The following is a 15,767-nucleotide window of genomic DNA, read 5'->3' as shown; positions in this document are numbered from 1 at the left end:
CATTCTGCTTGGCGATTATCTGTGCAGATGCCGCTCAAGGCCCGCAAAGGACCTTTCGTTGCTTAGACGTAGATCAGCCAAGCGCCGCACAGTCGATTGGCCCCGTTGCGCGTCATCAGGGGATCACACCTTTGCGCAGGATGAAACACCCAAAGGCGCGCGCTTCACCGCAGTGTACCACGGCAAAGCTGTGGCCTGCGCGCTTGTAAAATGCCTGACGCTCAAGGCTTGCCAGAATGCCGCCTTCGGGCAGGCGCGGGCTCACAACGTCCCACACTTCCTGATGCGGGGTGGCCATCTCATCGGGCGCATCGTCAATCTCCATCCGAAGGACAGAGTGGCTGTGGAAGTCATCAAGCGGCATCAGTGCCGTGATGATGTCTGCCACCTGCTGTGCCGTATGGCCGGGATATTGGATCACATCTGTTATCACGCAACCGGCGGCAGACCATGTTGCGGGATAGTTGGCGTCGGCGATCACAATTTCGTCGCCGTGACCCATGCGAGCCAGGGCCGACAAAAGCTCTGGCGTGGTGCGAGGATCTATTCCGATCAGCATATGCGTCACTCCGCTTGGGGGTGGGGGCGCGCGCCGTGGCAGGGCGCACGCGGAAACATCAACGGGAGGGCAGCGCGATCCAGTCGGCCATGGCGACATCCGCATGCTGGAATTGCGGCATCTTCTCGCCCAGGTCTTCCATGTTGCGGATGTCCTGGTCATTCAAGAAAGCCTGCGTGATCAGCGTTGGTGGGACGATCACCGATGCACCGGGATCTTGGCCCGCCAGCATCAACGCCAATGCGCGCACGGATACCTCGCCCACGACAGCCGGGTTTGTTGCAACCGTTGCCTTCCATGCGCTGCCCGGTTCGCGCATGAGGGCGATGTCCGCGGTGGAGATATCGGCCGAATAGATGCTCATGTCCGCGCTCATCCCCACCTCATCCGCTGCAATCTTCACGCCTTTGGCAAACTCGTTATAGGGCGCAAAAAAGACCGAAATGGTGGGGTTGGCTTGCAAGGCTGCACGTGCCTGGTTGGCGTTGGCATTGGCAATCGGGTTGTCGAGCGTGCCGATCCGCGCGGCCTCGGTGATGCCGGGATGGGCGGTCTTGACCTCTTCCCAGGCCACGTGACGACGGTCGAGCGGTGCGATGCCCGGAACGTAGACATAGCCTGCTGCAAAGCTTTCGCCATTGTCCGCAATGGCCTGTTCCAGCGCGAGCTTGCCCAGAAGATAGTCGGATTGTTCGATCTGCGGGATCGCATCGTTTTCGACGTTCACGTCAAAGGCCACCACCTCGATCCCCGCATCCACTGCGCGTTGTGCCGCATCGCGCATCGATTCGGTCAGCCCGTGCTGAATGATGATGCCATCGACACCAAGGGCAATCGCCTGATCCACCATGTCGGCCTGCAAGGCGGCGTCCTGCCGGCTGTCCAGCACCCGCAGGTTGACACCAAGCGCCTCGGCCTGCGTCTCCACACCCGAGAGATAGGCCTGAAAGAAGTCGCCGGTTGACAAATAGCGCACCAGCGCGATGGTCACGTCTTGGGGCGCGTCAAAAGGGGCCGGGGCCTCCTGCGCAATCGCCGCCCCCGCGCCAAGGGCAAGGCCCGCAGCCCCTGTAAGGGTGATGAAATAACGTCTCAGCATGTCGATTCCTCCCAGTCGCTGATGATCAATGCCCCGCGCCGGACCGGCGCGAAGATAGGTAAAACGTGAACACGAGGGCGGCGACAAGCACCGCACCCTTGACGAAGTCCTGGGTGTAGTAGGGTGCGTTCATCATGGTCATGCCCTGCAACAGGATGCCGACAAACAGCGCGCCGATGGCGGTGCCAAACGCATTGGGCCGGGCCGCTCCCAGCACCGCAAACCCGATCAGGGCGGCGGCGACACTGTCGAGCAGCAGGTTGTTGCCGCTGGCGATATCACCGCGCCCAAGGCGGGCCGCCAGCAGGATGCCACCGATCGAGGCTGTGACCCCGGAAATCATGTAGGCCGCGATCTTGTAGCGGTTCACCGGTGTGCCGACGAGGCTGGCGGCACGGGCGTTGGATCCGATGGCGTACATCAGCCGTCCGTGGCGGGTGAAGCCGAGAAAGAGCCAGATCACAACCGCGATCACCACAAAAATCACGACCGGCATGGGCAGCAGCCGTTCGATAAACACATCGAACCGGTGGCGGCCCAGCCAGAGGAATGCCGCCGAAAAGGTGCCTTCGGCGACAGTGCCATCGGACAGCGTCATGCCGGTGGCGATGGAATTGCCCTGCGTGGGGATGCGCTGCACGCCAATGAGCAGGAACATCATGCCAAGCGTGGCCAGCAGGTCTGGCACCCGGAACTTGACGATCAAAAGCCCGTTGAGCAGCCCCACGAGCGCGCCCATGCCAAGGCACAGGAGCACCGCCACAATAGTGGGGTGTTCAAGGATCACCATCGAATAGGCAGACAGCATCAGCGCCGAGGTAGCGACCGCGCCGATGGAAAGATCGAAACCGTCCACCACCAGCGTACAGGTGACCCCAAGCGCGAGAATGCCGGTGACGGCCACCGATTGCAGTACGAACGCGGCGGACAGCGGGCCGAAGAACCCCGGCGCCGCGAGGCTGAAGTAGACAATCAGGCCCACCAGCAGGATCAGAAACCCGTAGCGGACGGCAAAGTTGAGGATCTTGTCATTCATGGATGCAGGCCCGTCTCAGGCCCGTCGGGGCCAGTGATATCGGCGACAAGGGCTGCAAGGTTGATGGCATCGCTGATATGCTCACCGACGATGGTGCCTTCGTTCATCACGACAATCCGGTCCGCGATCTCCAGCGCCTCGTCGATCTCGGCAAGGAAAACGAGCGTGGCGCGTCCCTGCGCCGTGGCCCGGATATGCCGCCCGATATCACGTCTTGCGCCGATGTCGACGCCCTGAAACGGTTCATCCAGCAGCAGAACCTGCGCCGGTTCCAAAAGCCAGCGGGCGATCATTACCTTCTGCTGGTTTCCGCCCGACAAGGTCCCGATCCCGTCGCGGACCGATTGGCATACGATCCCGACCCGCTCCACCATATCGCCTGTGCGCTTGTGCTGTCGGCGGGTGCTGAGGAAAGGGCCCAGGCTGACACCCCGCAGGAACGGGAGGGTCATATTGTCGGCGATGTCAAAACCGGGGATGACGGCGTTGGTGCCGCGATCCTTCGGTGACAGGAACACAGCCTTGCCCACGGCTTCCTCGACCGAGCGTGGCGCATAGCGGGTGCCGTTGATCCGCATGATGCCGCCCAGTGGGTGCGAAAGGCCAGACAGGATGTCGGCGAGCCGGCTTTTGCCACTGCCGAGAAGTCCGACAAAGGCCACGACTTCGCCGTCACGCACGGTCAGGGTGATGGGTGCGGCGCCTTCCCGGATCTGCAACTCGGTGAGCTCCAGCAAGGGGGTCGTGCCGGTCCGCTGACGGATATCGACCTCGTTCATCCGGTGTCCCAGCATGGCCGTGACGGCCGCCTCATAGTCCAGCGGTCGGGTGTCGAAAACCCCCGAGATCGCACCGTCGCGCATCACCACGATACGCTCTGCGACTCGGCGGATATCAGACATCCGGTGTGAGATATAAAGGATCGCAACACCCTGCGCGCGCAGCCGGTCAATCAGGTCAAAGAGTCGCGCGGCTTCGGTCGCGGACAGCGAGGAGGTCGGCTCATCGAGGATCAGAACCTTGGGCGCCCGAACCATCGCCCGCGCGATGGCGATCATCTGACGGTCGGCCACCGGCAGATCGCTCACCCGCGTGCGCATGTTCACCGTAAGACCCATTTCGGCGGCGACCTTGCTGGCCTCGGCCCGCAGACGGCGGTCGCGCACAAACAGCCCGTCTTGGCCGTCCACAAGCCGGTCGAGCATCAGGTTATTGGCCACATCAAGGTCGGGGATCACGCCATCATCAATGGACTGGTGCACGGTTACTACGCCGCGGCTGATGGCATCGGCCACATCCGCCGGGTCAAAGGGCCGTCCCGCGAGGGTCATCTGCCCACCGTCCGCCCGGTGATGCCCGCAAATGGCTTTGACCAGCGTTGATTTGCCAGCCCCGTTCGCGCCCATCAGCACGGTCACACTGCCTGGTGCAAGCGTGACGTCAACGCCGCGCAAAACCCGGTTCCTGCCAAATGATTTTTTCAAACCGCTCACATGGAGCGCAGCGTCAGACACCCGGTTCCTCCCCCAGACTGTCGTGACGGTAGGCGGGCTTAAATACTTTTGTCAAACAGTTTGACATATGTGTATTCTGGAAGCTACCCAAAGGGACAAGTGTCAAACAGGGACCGGAGCGTTGCCCATGCGTGCAGGATCGGAATACGAGGCCTTGACGGTTGAAAGCCTGCCCGCCCGCCTTGCGGGGGTCGCGGCCCTGGTCGCGCAGGTGGGGCCGGACAGCACGGTCTGGCGCGTCAGGGAGGTCGGCGACGGCAATCTCAATCTCGTGTTCATCGTCAGCGGCCCGGACGGCACTGTGATCGTGAAACAGGCGCTGCCCTATGTGCGGCTCGTGGGCGACAGTTGGCCCTTGCCGCTTTATCGCGCGTTCTTTGAATATCACGCGCTCACCCGGCAGGCGGCCCGCGCGCCGGGAGCTGTGCCGGAGGTGTTCCATTTCGATGAAACGCAGGCGCTGATCGTGATGGAGTTCTTTGCGCCGCATGTGATCCTGCGCCGCAAGCTGATTGCAGGCGAGCAGGTCGAAGGGCTGGCGGATTTTCTGGGGCGCTACTGCGCGCGGACCGCTTTTCGCGGGTCGGAACTGTCGATGCGAAGTGCGGACAAGAAGGCGGATGTCGCGCTTTTTGCCGGCAACGTGGAAATCCCCGCGATCACCGAAGGATTGGTGTTCACGGATCCTTATTATGAGGCCGAAATGAACAACCACACCAATGGTCTTGACCCGGTGGTGGCGCAACTGCGCGCAGATGTCGGCCTGAAGGTGCGCGTGCAGCAGGCGCTGCAACGGTTTACCTCGAACACCCAGACAATGCTGCATGGCGATCTGCATTCGGGCTCGATCATGTCCACTGCGCGCGACAGCCGCGTGATTGATCCGGAATTCGCGCAATACGGGCCGATTGGCTTTGATGTCGGCATGCTCTGCGCAAACTTCCTGATGGCGTATTTCAGCCAGCCCGCGCATCGGGGCGACGATCTGGAGACCTATCAGAACTGGATTCTGAGGGTCATCACAGACACCTGCACCCGATTTGAGGTTGAATTCCGCGCCCTGTGGCAGAGCGAACGCACTGGTATCCTTTACCCAGCATCTTTGTTCGAAGATCAGGGCCATGACAGCACCCTGGCCTGCGATGCGATGCTGAACGAAATCTGGTGCGATGCCTGGAGCTTTTGCGGGATCGAGATGCACCGCCGGTGCCTGTCCCTGGCGCATAACGCGGATTTTGAGGATATTGCGGATACTGCGGTGCGCGCCCGGCTGGAAGCGCGCAATCTGATGATGGGGGCTGCCTTAATTCACCAGGCTGGGACGCTTTCGGATGTGGGCATGGTTTGCGCGATGGCCCGTGATTTCAATGGAAAGGACATCTTATGAAGATCAATGGCACGCCCTATCGCTCTTTGTGGTGGAACGCAGACAAAGACGTCCTGGAAATTATTGATCAACGCTGGCTGCCGCATGATTTTCGTGTGATCCCGGTGCAGTCGATGCAGGATTTTGCGGATGCGATTTACGAGATGCGCGTGCGGGGAGCCCCTCTGATTGGCGCGACGGCGGCGTACGGGATGGCGCGGGCGATGGCCGAGGATGCGTCCGATGCCAATATGGATGCGGCCTGGGCCTTCCTTGAAAAGACCCGCCCTACCGCGATCAATCTGCGGTGGGCGCTGGATCGCTGCCGCGCGGCGCTGCGCCCTTTGCCAGAGGCCGACCGCGCCGCTGCAGCGCTTGGCCTGGCGCATGAGATTGCCGATGAGGATGTTGAGATCAACCGCCGGATCGGCGAGAACGGTCTGGCCCTGATCCGCGAGATCGCGGCCAAGAAACCCGCGGGCGAGCCGGTGCGTCTGCTGACCCACTGCAACGCCGGTTGGCTGGCGACCGTTGATTGGGGCACGGCGACCAGCCCCATGTATCAAGCCCATGACGCTGGCATTCCGCTGCATGTTTGGGTGGATGAAACGCGCCCGCGCAATCAGGGGGCCCTGACGGCGTGGGAATTGGGCAGCCACGGCGTCGGTCACACCTATATCACCGACAATGCCGGCGGGCATCTGATGCAGCACGGCATGGTGGATATGGTCATCACCGGCACTGACCGGACCACGCGGCGGGGCGATGTGTGCAACAAGATCGGCACCTATCTCAAGGCCCTGGCGGCGCAGGACAGCGGGGTGCCCTTCTATGTGGCGCTGCCGTCACCCACCATTGACTGGACCGTCAGCGATGGCGTGGCCGAAATTCCGATTGAGGAACGCGATGCGCGCGAGGTCACGCATATTCAGGGCGTCGCAGATGCGGGGACCATCGGTGCGGTGCAGGTCACCCCCGACGGCACCGGTGGCGGCAATCCCGCATTTGATGTCACGCCCAACCGTTTGGTGACCGGACTTATCACCGAACGCGGCGTGTGCGACGCCTCCGAAGCGGGGCTGGCGGAGCTGTTCCCCGAACGCGCCCGCGCGGCAGACGGGTAGGCGGGGCGTGCCTGCCAGCCCTCTTGGCAATGTCCGTGCCGGACCGGCAGAGACCTCCCGGCTGCCGCCCCGTGACGACGCGCCTTATGTCGAGGCGGCGTGGCTCTACTATCACGATGGGCTGAACCAGACCGACATCGCGGCGCGGATGCAGATCAGCCGGGCGTCGGTGGTCAACTACCTCAACGAGGCGCGCAGTCGGGGCTGGGTGCGTGTTCATCTGGACAGCGACGTGTTTCGCGGCCATCGCCTCGCGGCAGAGCTCTGCGCGGCTTACGGTCTGGCGGGGGCTCTTGTCGTGCCGGATGATCCGACCGATACCGGCAGTGGCGCGCGCGTCACCCGCGCAGCCGCAGACTGGCTGCCCCGGCTGTTGGAGCCGGGCGACACGCTGGGGGTCTCCTGGGGCGCGACAGTGTACCAGATGGCGCAGCAGGTCCCCAATCATCCGATTTCCGACCTCACGGTGATCCAGCTGCTGGGCTCGCGTCCGGCCGCTCTTGGCTTTGCCGCGGAGACCTGTACCGCCATGCTGGCGCAAAGGCTTGGCGGGCAGTGCATCAACCTGCACGTGCCGCTGCTCTTGTCGAGCAAGGAATTGCGCGATGCGCTCTGTGCCGAGGCGGTGGTGGCCGCACAACTCGAGGCGCTTGCGACCTGTAACAAGACGGTGCTGGCCTGTGGCACCTGCGACGCTGACGCCCACATCGTGCGCAGCGGGATCCTTGATGCGGCCAGCATTGCCACCTACCGTGAAGCGGGCGCAGAAGGCGTGATCTGTGCGCGGCTGATTGACGGCGCAGGCCGCCCTGTCGTGGCCGCCATCGAAGATCGGATGATCGGCGTCTCGCTGAATCAGATGCGCGGCAAGGACATGGCCTTGCTGGTGGCCGCAGGCCCCGGCCGGGCGCTCCCGGCACATGCCGCGATCATGGGGGGGTTCGTGACGCATCTGGCCACCAGTACACGCCTGGCCCAAGATCTGTTGGAGATGGTCTGATGAAAGAAACTCCCTTCCCCGCGGTCGCTTTGCCGGATACCGATGAGACCCGGCAAGCCCTCATCGACGCCTGTCTTTGGATGAACGCGCGCCATCTCAACCAGGGCACCTCAGGCAACATTTCCATACGCACCGACGCCGGCATCCTCATTACGCCCTCCGGTGTCGCCTATGAGGCGCTGACCCCGGATGCGATGGTTCTGATCCCGCTGGAGGGGATGCCGTCTGAGGAGGGCGCCCGCCCGTCCTCGGAATGGCCGTTCCACCAGGGGCTGCATCGGGCACGGCCCGATATGCCTGTCGTGTTGCATGCGCATCCGCCCTATTGCAGCATCCTTGCGGTGCAGCGGCGGGCGATCCCGGCCTGTCATTACATGATCGCCGCGTTCGGCGGCAGCGACGTGCCGCTGGCGGATTACGCGCTCTTTGGCAGCCCGGAGCTTTGTGCGAACCTCGCACGGATCATGGCGGACCGGCACGGCTGCCTGATGGCCAACCACGGTGCGACCGTTCTGGGGGAAACGCTGGACAAGGCGCGCTGGCGTCTGGAAGAACTGGAGGTGCTGGCCCGCACCTACCTCTTCAGCAGCATCGGCGGGCAGGCGCATCTGCTGACCGATGCCGAGATTGCCGAGGTTCTGGTCGCATTCGAGAGCTATGGGCCCCGCCCGGCCGTTGACACATAAATAAGGAAGGAACCGCCATGTACTACCGCACTCTGGGACGCACGGGGCTGAAGATCTCTGCCCTGACAATGGGCACGTTTACGTTTGGCGGGCGGGGTGCCTTTGGCCGGGCTGCAAGTCAGAGCGTCAGCGATGCCCGGCAGCTGGTCGATACCTGCATCGATCACGGGGTGAACCTGTTTGATACGGCAAATATGTACTCCACGGGCCTGTCGGAAGAGATCCTGGGTGAGGTGCTGGAAGGCCGGTACGAGGATATCCTTGTGACCTCAAAGGCGCGGATGCGGATCGGCGACGGCCCAAACGACGAAGGCGTGTCCCGCTGGCATCTGATCCGTGAATGCGAACGCTCGCTCAAGCGGCTGCGGACCGATCACATCGACATATACTATATGCACGAATGGGACGGCCTGACCCCGGTGGAAGAAAAGATGGAAGCGCTGGAGACGCTGATCCGGCAGGGCAAGGTGCGCTATGCGGGATGTTCAAACTACTCCGCGTGGCATGTGATGAAATCACTGGCCGCCGCGCCCAGCCCCGCCAGCCGCTTTGCCACGCAGCAGATCCACTACACGCTTGAGGCCCGGGAGGCCGAGTATGAATTACTTCCCCTCTCTGTCGATCAGGGGTTGGGTGTGCTGGTCTGGTCACCTCTGGCCGCGGGGTTGCTGACCGGGAAACACCGTCGCGGGGCCAACCCGCCAGAGGGGTCGCGACAGGCGCAGGGCTGGGACGAGCCTCCGATCCGCGACACCGAGCGGCTGTGGTCCATCGTTGATACGCTGGTTGAGATTGCGCAAGCCCATGAGGTCGAGGCGGCACAGGTTGCTTTGGCGTGGCTGCTGACCCGGCCTGCGGTCGCATCGCTGGTTGTCGGCGGGCGCGACGTCGCACAGTTTGAGCGCAACTTCCGCTCGGTTGATCTGGTCTTGTCGAAGGAGGAGCTGACCCGTCTGAACGATGTCAGCCGGCTGCCGCTGATCTACCCTTATTGGCATCAGCACAACTTTGCCCGACCGCGCTTTGGCGCGGCGGATCAGGCGCTGCACGCGGATTACCCCGACCGTCACTACGGCGGGGAGGATACGTTGATCTGAGGGTCGGGGCCGCTTTGATGCCCTCCGGCGGTGGGCGTATGAAAGCTGTCGCCGCCGCGCTCAGCTCTGCACGGCGGCCTTGACCACCGACTGCATCGCCAGCATGCCCGGATCATCGAGGCCGACACTCTTTTCCGCAAAGATGCGCGCCCGGCCCACGGTCGCGGGCCTGTCGCGGAACTCCTCCAGCGCGTTGTCCACCGCTTGCGCGGCGGCGGCGGCTTTGTCGTCCGCACCGGGCAGCGCCTTGGCGAGGAAGTCCAGACTGTCCAGCACCGTCTTACCGCCAAGCTCGGCTTTGCCGCGATCCTGCATCTTGTCGCGCGCGCCCGCGATCAGGCCTGCCAGGTCCGAAGAGGCGATGTTTTCTTGCCCCCGCAAAGCCTTCGCGGCGCTCATCAGACCAGTGGCCAGCAGCGTACCGTAGGACGAACCGGAGGATTTGGTGAACGCCTGCGCGCATTGAAAGAGCGCCATGCCGATGTCCGCTGGCAGGTCGTCCTTCATCTCTGTAATCGCGCGCATACCGCGGGTCATGGTCACGCCCAGATCGCCATCCCCCAGCGCACCGTCGGCAGCATTGAGCATTTCAAAGTCGCGTTCCATGGCCTGTGCAATGCGGTCAATTGCGGCCAGGAGGGTGTCACGGGTGAGGGTCATCCAACCCTCCAGAACGCGCAATCGCAGGGGGCTTGCAACAGTGTTTCAAGCTCCTCGTCCAACTTGCACAGGGTAAAGGACACCCCAGCCATTTCCATGGAGGTGGCATAGCGACCGACCAGCGGCATGACGATGCTGGCGCCCAGACCCTCCAGCCGTGCCTTGACGATCCGGTAGAGGATGTAGAGCTCTTCGGGTGGTGTTGCCCCAAGTGAGTTGACCATGACCGACACGCGGTCGCCTTTGGTCAGAGGCATATCGTCAAGCAGACGGTCCATCATCTCCCCCGCGATCTCATCCGCCTGGCGCAACTTGCCGCGCCAGACGCCGGGCTCGCCGTGGATGCCCATGCCCATTTCCATCTCGTCCTCCGCAATCTCGAAGGTGGGCTTGCCGGCCTGCGGTACGGTGCAGGGCGACAAGGCCGCGCCGATGGACCGGCAGGCATCCGCGGCCTTCTGCGCGGCAGCGGTCACACCGTCTAAGTCGCGCCCTTCTTCGGCGGCGGCCCCGGCGATCTTGAACGCATAGACCATCCCCGCGACACCGCGGCGTTTCTCATGCTCCTCGGGCGGGGCAGAGGCCACATCATCGGCCAGCAGCACGGTGGAGCAGGTGATATCCTCGAACTCGACCAACTCTCCGGCCATGTCGAAGTTCATGACATCGCCGCCGTAATTCCCGTATAGCCGCAGCACACCTGCCCCGCTGTCCGCCGCGCGTATCGCATCGGCCATCTGTTCGGCGGAGGGCGAGGCAAAGACATCCCCGATGGCGCAGGCGTCGAGCAGCCCGGTGCCGACGTAACCGGTGAAGACGGGCAGGTGACCCGACCCGCCGCCCGTGACGATGCCTACCTTGCCTTGCTTGCCAGCTTCGGCCCGCGCAATCACTTTGCCGCTGTCGCCGTGCAGGCGATAATACTCGGGATGCGCGGCCACGAAACCTTCGAGCATCTCATCGACATAGGCGTCTGTCTTGTTGAGAATCTTCTTCATCGCGTTTTCCTCCCCATTGAGGTGTGTTGGTTATTTCACCGTCTTGCCAAAGCCGTCGCGCAGGCTCGCGAGGGCTTGGGTGTTGATGACCATGACAAAGATCAGCAGCGCGCCCCAAATCAATTCGCGCGCAAAGTTTGAGACCTGCAGCATGTTCAGCCCGCTCGACAGGAATTGCATCGACAACACGGCCAGCACCACGCCGATGACGCGTCCGTAGCCGCCATAGGGGTTTACGCCGCCAAGCACGGCAATCAGGACGGCCAACAGCAGGTAAGAGGACCCGTAGTCGGCTTTGGCCGAATTCGCGCGGCTCATGATGATGAGCCCCGCGACGGAAGAAAACATGCCAGCGATGACATATACCTTGAGCAGCATGCGGTTGATATCGACCGCCGCATAGAGAGCGGCCAAGGGATTGGCTCCGTACATCGTCACGCGCAGGCCAAAGGCCGTGCGGGTCAGGATGAGGTGCAGAACGACGGCGAGAATCGCAAACAAGATCAGAGGGACCGGGAGACCAAAGATCTGTGCATTGCCAATCAGCGCGACCGTACCGGGAAAGCCCATCACCGCGCTCCCGCCGGTCATTGCAATGGCAAAGCCTGTGAAAACAAGCCCGGAGCCCACGGTCGCAAGGATCGGAGGCAGGCCGAAGAATGCGATCAACGCACCGTTCGTCACCCCCGCGAGCGCGCCGACGCAAAGGGCCGCCACAACTGCAAGTGTCAGCCAAAGGGCAGATTGCGCTGCGGGCATGGCCGGATCGGTGAAGGTCGTCAGGATGACGGCTGCAACCACAGCAGACAGGTTCGCGATGCCGACAACGGACAGATCGATGCCCCCCGTCATCATTGCAAGTGTCATCGCCAGGGCGAGTATCGCGAATTCGGGGAATTGGAAGGCCATCGAGGTCAGGTTTTGCGACGACAGGAACCGGTCCGGCGACAGCACCGACATCAGAACAAAGACCGATATGGCGATCACAAGCAGCCGGAATTCCGGAGCCGAGGTGACGTTTTTCATGATGGTTTGGTTTGACATGACACCCTTACCCCGCGCGTGCGGCTTCTTGTTTGGCCCGGTAGGCGGGAACGCCGGTGCCCAGCAGGATCAAAAGGCCGATGGTGACGGACTGCCATGTGGTCGGAATACCGACCACGATGAGGCTGTTCTGCACGATCACGATCAGCGCGACACCCAAAAGCGTCCCCGTCAGTGTTCCGTACCCGCCGATCAGACGCGCCCCGCCCAGCACGACGGCAGCGATCACCGACAGTTCCAGCCCGACAAGCGAAAAGGGATCTGCCATACGGCCCACCGATCCATGGATAATCCCGGCCAGCCCGGCCAGTGCCCCGACATAGACGTAGACAAAGAACTGTGTCCACTTGACGTTGACGCCCACACGCCGCGCGCTTTCGACCGAGCCGCCGATGGCGTATATCGACCGGCCCAGCATGGTCTTGTGCAGGATGAACCAGGTCAGCACGATCACAAAGAGCAGCGCCAGTGCGGCCCAGGGAATCGAGTAGAAGTTTCCGGCCTCCGTCGTGCCGCGTGCCAGAACCCCGCGAGAAAAGTCGCGCATGGCAGGCGGCAGATCTGAAATGCGCTGCGACCCGATGAAGGTCAGCAGGAAACCCCGAAACACGGACAGGGTCCCAAGGGTCACGATCAGCGTGGGCAGTTTCAGAAACGCAATGAAAAACCCGTTTATGGCCCCAAGCAAAGCCCCAAGACAGACAGCAATCACAAAAATCAGCGGCCAGGGCATATCGGGCCAGATGGCCAGCGACAGCACCGTGGACGTGTACATTGCAAACACAGCGATGGCCGTGAAACTGACATCAATCCCGCCAGACACAAGCACCAGCATTGCGCCAACGGCGAGAATACCGATAACGATTGCCGCCCGCAGCAGGTCAGACACGGTGGTGATGGTCAGGAAGCGCGGGTCCGACAAGGTCGCGATGATACAGAAAAGTACGATGACACCAGCCACCAGTGTCTCGTTCCGGGTCCAGAAATCCTTGGGCAGCCAACGCTTCATGACGCCAACCTGTGGGCAAGTTCCTCTTCGGTCACCGTGCCGCCTTCGAGCGTATCGGTGATCCGGCCATCGCGCATGACGAGGATGCGGTGACAGGTGGCAAGAAGTTCGGGCAGGTCGTCCGAGATCAGGATGATCCCAATACCCTGGCTGGCCAGATCGCGGATGATGTCGTGAATATCGGCCTTTGATCCGACATCGACCCCCACGCTCGGACCGTTCAATATCAGGACACGCGGTGCACGGGACAGCCATCGGGCAAGGGCGACACGCTGCTGGTTACCGCCTGACAGGGACTGCACCGGCGCCTGGACATCAGGGGCTTTGACCTTGAGCCTCTGCAACCACTCGGTTGCTTCGGCCAGCAGACCATTCATGTTCAGAAACCCGCCACTGGTGTGCGCATCAAGCCGTCCGATGGCAACGTTGCGCAGAATGGACTGGCTGAGGAACAGCCCTTCGGTCAGACGGTCTTCGGGGACATAGCCGATGCGCGCCCGCGATGCAGCTTGGGGATCCCCGGTCGGCACGGTTTGCCCTGCCAGCGTAATGGTGCCCCGATCCGGGGCGACAAGACCAAAGAGCGCTTTGGCGACCGAGGTCCGCCCGCAGCCCAGCAAGCCCGTGATGCCCATCACTTCGCCCGACTTCAGCTCGAAGTTGATGTCTTCAAACGAGCCTGCTTTGCTCAGCCCGTTCACATGCATCAGTGTTTCTGCGTCGGCCCGCCTTGTACGAGGCGTCACATCGGGCACGTCCCGGCCTGTCATGTGGTAAGTGAGAGATTGCGTATTGAACTCTGATGCAGGGCCTTCGGCAACCTTCTTGCCGTTGCGCAGGACGACGACCTTCTCAGACACGTCCAGCACCTCGGCCAGCTTGTGGCTGACAAAGATCACGGCCACGCCCTCTTCCTTGAGCATCCGAATGATGCCCTGCAGGCGCCGCACCTCTTTTTCAGTGAGCGCGGTGGTGGGTTCGTCCATGATGATCAACTGCGCTTCGGAGGCCAGAGCGCGGCAGATCGCGACCAGTTGTTTCTGCGCCACGGGCAGCGTTTCGACCCGGGCATCAAGGTCGATCTCAACCCCGATCCGGTCCAGCGCCTTGCGCGCAATCTGTCGCGTGGCGGCCGGTTTGAAAAACCGTTCGCGCGTCGACAGCTGGGTGGCAAAGGCGATATTCTCCGCAACGCTGAGGTTGGGGAAAAGCGAGAAGTCCTGAAAAATCACCATGACCCCGGCAGCGGCCGAGATACGCGGGTTGAGAACCGCATGCTCCTGCCCCGCGATGCGAATGGTGCCCTCGGTGGCGGGCTCAACCCCCGAGATGATCTTGATGAGGGTCGATTTGCCGGACCCGTTTTCGCCGGCAAGGCAGACCGCTTCGCCCGGCTGAACGGTGAAATCAACATCCTGGAGCGCGGTCACACCTGCGTAGCGTTTGGTTATGGCCCGCAGATCGATAAACGCGGCGTCACGTTCTGAGGACATGAACAACCAACTTGTATTGAGAAGCAAAGAAGGCGCGGAGCAGTCCAGAAACTGCTCCGCAGAAAGAAAGGATCAGAACGGGTAATCGCCCATATTGTCCTTGTTCACATTGACCCACGCCTGGCCGTAGATCACCTTGCCATCGAGCGAGATTTCCTCATAGCCGGGCAGGCCGAGATCCATGCCATCTGTAACCGTCTGGCCGTCCATGACCATCACAGCGAGCTTGTTCATCGCCTCACCCGCAACGGCCGGGTCCCAGAAGCCGATCCCATCGACGGCGCCGGTTTCAAGATACTGTCCCGCAATGGAGGGCAGGGAGGTGCCAAACACACAGGTGGCGTTTTCCATGCCACGCTCTTCGATTGCGCGGCCAATGCCCGCCACGTCAGTCGAAGCCGAGCCCTGCATCCCCTTGATGTCCGGGAATGCACGCAGCACTTCCTGCGCCTTGGTGTAGGCCTGCTCTGCATCGTCGAAGGTTTCGTTCTTGTCCCCGACAAGCGTCATGTCCGGATAGTTCGCTTCTTGATGCGCAATGGCGCCATCAACCCACTGATTGTGGGTCTGCGAGGTCAGCGAACCCACGAACACGGCGTATTCACCTTCGCCGCCCATACAAGCCGCGAGTTGCTCCATCAGGTTGGCCCCGAAGTCCTCGTTGACGAATGCCTCGAGGTCATAGCTGGTGTTCTGTTGGGCTGCGGCCTCGTGCGTGATGACCGTAATGCCCGCTTCCATCGCGCGGCCCAGCACCGGTTCAAGCGCCTCGGGGGACATGGGAACAACGGCGAGCGCATCAACACCCTGGGCGATCATATCTTCGATCAAGGCCACCTGCTGTTGCGGGTCGGCTTGCGCCGGGCCGACTTGAAAGGCGTTCATGCCGGTTTCGCTGGCGAATTTGTTGACACCCTCTTCCATGCGGTTGAACCACTGGATGCCTGCGATTTTCACAACTGTCGCAATGTCTTTGGCGTGACCGTCCGCCACGGCCTGCGTAGCCGTCAGCGATGACGCGATCAGCGCAGCACCTGCCATTAATTTCGTACGTGTCTTCATTCTGTTTCCTCCCTACGCCC

The 15,767-nt window shown here is 62.2% G+C and carries 15 protein-coding genes; 5 read left to right on the top strand and 10 right to left on the bottom strand.

The annotated features are described in order from the left end of the window. Positions 1-115: 115 nt before the first annotated feature. From H7847_RS04640 to H7847_RS04625, 4 genes are read right to left on the bottom strand one after another with little or no spacing between them, the layout of a single operon-like run. Positions 116-559 carry an RbsD/FucU family protein gene (locus H7847_RS04640; protein ID WP_227268223.1) on the bottom strand — a complete coding sequence of 148 codons (444 nt, stop codon included), beginning with the start codon at positions 557-559 and terminating at the stop codon, positions 116-118. A 58-nt stretch (positions 560-617) separates the two neighbouring features. Beyond that, positions 618-1,658, bottom strand: coding sequence for a substrate-binding domain-containing protein (locus H7847_RS04635; protein ID WP_227268222.1), 1,041 nt, complete (start codon positions 1,656-1,658; stop codon positions 618-620). Positions 1,659-1,683: 25 nt separating this feature from the next. Continuing rightward, positions 1,684-2,694 (bottom strand): ABC transporter permease, encoded by a 1,011-nt coding sequence (locus tag H7847_RS04630; protein ID WP_227268221.1) that lies wholly within the window; start codon positions 2,692-2,694, stop codon positions 1,684-1,686. Beyond that, positions 2,691-4,148: a sugar ABC transporter ATP-binding protein gene (locus H7847_RS04625; RefSeq protein ID WP_227268220.1), complete on the bottom strand. Its 1,458-nt coding sequence runs from the start codon at positions 4,146-4,148 to the stop codon at positions 2,691-2,693. The genes H7847_RS04630 and H7847_RS04625 overlap by 4 nt, the downstream gene beginning before the upstream one ends. 187 nt (positions 4,149-4,335) lie before the next feature. On the opposite strand from H7847_RS04625, the gene mtnK reads away from it, so the two are divergent. From mtnK to H7847_RS04600, 5 genes are read left to right on the top strand one after another with little or no spacing between them, the layout of a single operon-like run. Continuing rightward, entirely contained in the window at positions 4,336-5,595 is a 1,260-nt protein-coding gene (gene mtnK / locus H7847_RS04620) for an S-methyl-5-thioribose kinase (RefSeq protein ID WP_227268219.1), read from the top strand. Then, complete coding sequence (mtnA, locus tag H7847_RS04615) at positions 5,592-6,698, top strand: S-methyl-5-thioribose-1-phosphate isomerase (RefSeq protein ID WP_227268218.1); 1,107 nt, start codon at positions 5,592-5,594, stop codon at positions 6,696-6,698. The genes mtnK and mtnA overlap by 4 nt, the downstream gene beginning before the upstream one ends. Positions 6,699-6,705: 7 nt before the next feature. After that, positions 6,706-7,698, top strand: coding sequence for a sugar-binding transcriptional regulator (locus tag H7847_RS04610; RefSeq protein WP_227268217.1), 993 nt, complete (start codon positions 6,706-6,708; stop codon positions 7,696-7,698). After that, positions 7,698-8,384: a class II aldolase/adducin family protein gene (locus H7847_RS04605; RefSeq protein WP_227268216.1), complete on the top strand. Its 687-nt coding sequence runs from the start codon at positions 7,698-7,700 to the stop codon at positions 8,382-8,384. The genes H7847_RS04610 and H7847_RS04605 overlap by 1 nt, the downstream gene beginning before the upstream one ends. Positions 8,385-8,401: 17 nt before the next feature. Next, positions 8,402-9,481, top strand: a complete 1,080-nt coding sequence (locus H7847_RS04600) for an aldo/keto reductase (RefSeq protein ID WP_227268215.1) — start codon at positions 8,402-8,404, stop codon at positions 9,479-9,481. Positions 9,482-9,541: 60 nt separating this feature from the next. On the opposite strand, the gene H7847_RS04595 is transcribed toward H7847_RS04600, so the two are convergent. The 6 genes from H7847_RS04595 to H7847_RS04570 all read right to left on the bottom strand — a co-directional run bounded on the left by H7847_RS04595 (position 9,542) and on the right by H7847_RS04570 (position 15,747). Beyond that, positions 9,542-10,141: a dihydroxyacetone kinase subunit L gene (locus tag H7847_RS04595; protein WP_227268214.1), complete on the bottom strand. Its 600-nt coding sequence runs from the start codon at positions 10,139-10,141 to the stop codon at positions 9,542-9,544. Continuing rightward, the gene (locus H7847_RS04590) at positions 10,138-11,139 is read right to left on the bottom strand and encodes a dihydroxyacetone kinase subunit DhaK (protein WP_227268213.1); all 1,002 of its coding nucleotides are present in this window, start codon (positions 11,137-11,139) and stop codon (positions 10,138-10,140) included. Before H7847_RS04590 ends, H7847_RS04595 begins: the two co-directional genes overlap by 4 nt. 30 nt (positions 11,140-11,169) lie before the next feature. Next, a complete protein-coding gene (locus H7847_RS04585) occupies positions 11,170-12,183 on the bottom strand; it encodes an ABC transporter permease (RefSeq protein WP_227268212.1) in 1,014 nt (337 codons plus the stop codon). Between the two features lie 7 nt (positions 12,184-12,190). Next, a complete protein-coding gene (locus tag H7847_RS04580; RefSeq protein ID WP_227268211.1) occupies positions 12,191-13,192 on the bottom strand; it encodes an ABC transporter permease in 1,002 nt (333 codons plus the stop codon). After that, the gene (locus H7847_RS04575) at positions 13,189-14,685 is read right to left on the bottom strand and encodes a sugar ABC transporter ATP-binding protein (protein ID WP_227268210.1); all 1,497 of its coding nucleotides are present in this window, start codon (positions 14,683-14,685) and stop codon (positions 13,189-13,191) included. The genes H7847_RS04580 and H7847_RS04575 overlap by 4 nt, the downstream gene beginning before the upstream one ends. Positions 14,686-14,757: 72 nt before the next feature. Next, positions 14,758-15,747 carry an autoinducer 2 ABC transporter substrate-binding protein gene (locus H7847_RS04570; RefSeq protein WP_227268209.1) on the bottom strand — a complete coding sequence of 330 codons (990 nt, stop codon included), beginning with the start codon at positions 15,745-15,747 and terminating at the stop codon, positions 14,758-14,760. Between the last annotated feature and the right edge of the window lie 20 nt (positions 15,748-15,767).

Origin of the sequence: Roseobacter weihaiensis (genome assembly GCF_020622345.1) — a bacterium.
GTDB lineage: Bacteria > Pseudomonadota > Alphaproteobacteria > Rhodobacterales > Rhodobacteraceae > Roseobacter > Roseobacter weihaiensis.
Note: the sequence above shows the minus strand (reverse complement) of the source record. Positions and strands in the feature narration are given on the sequence as shown.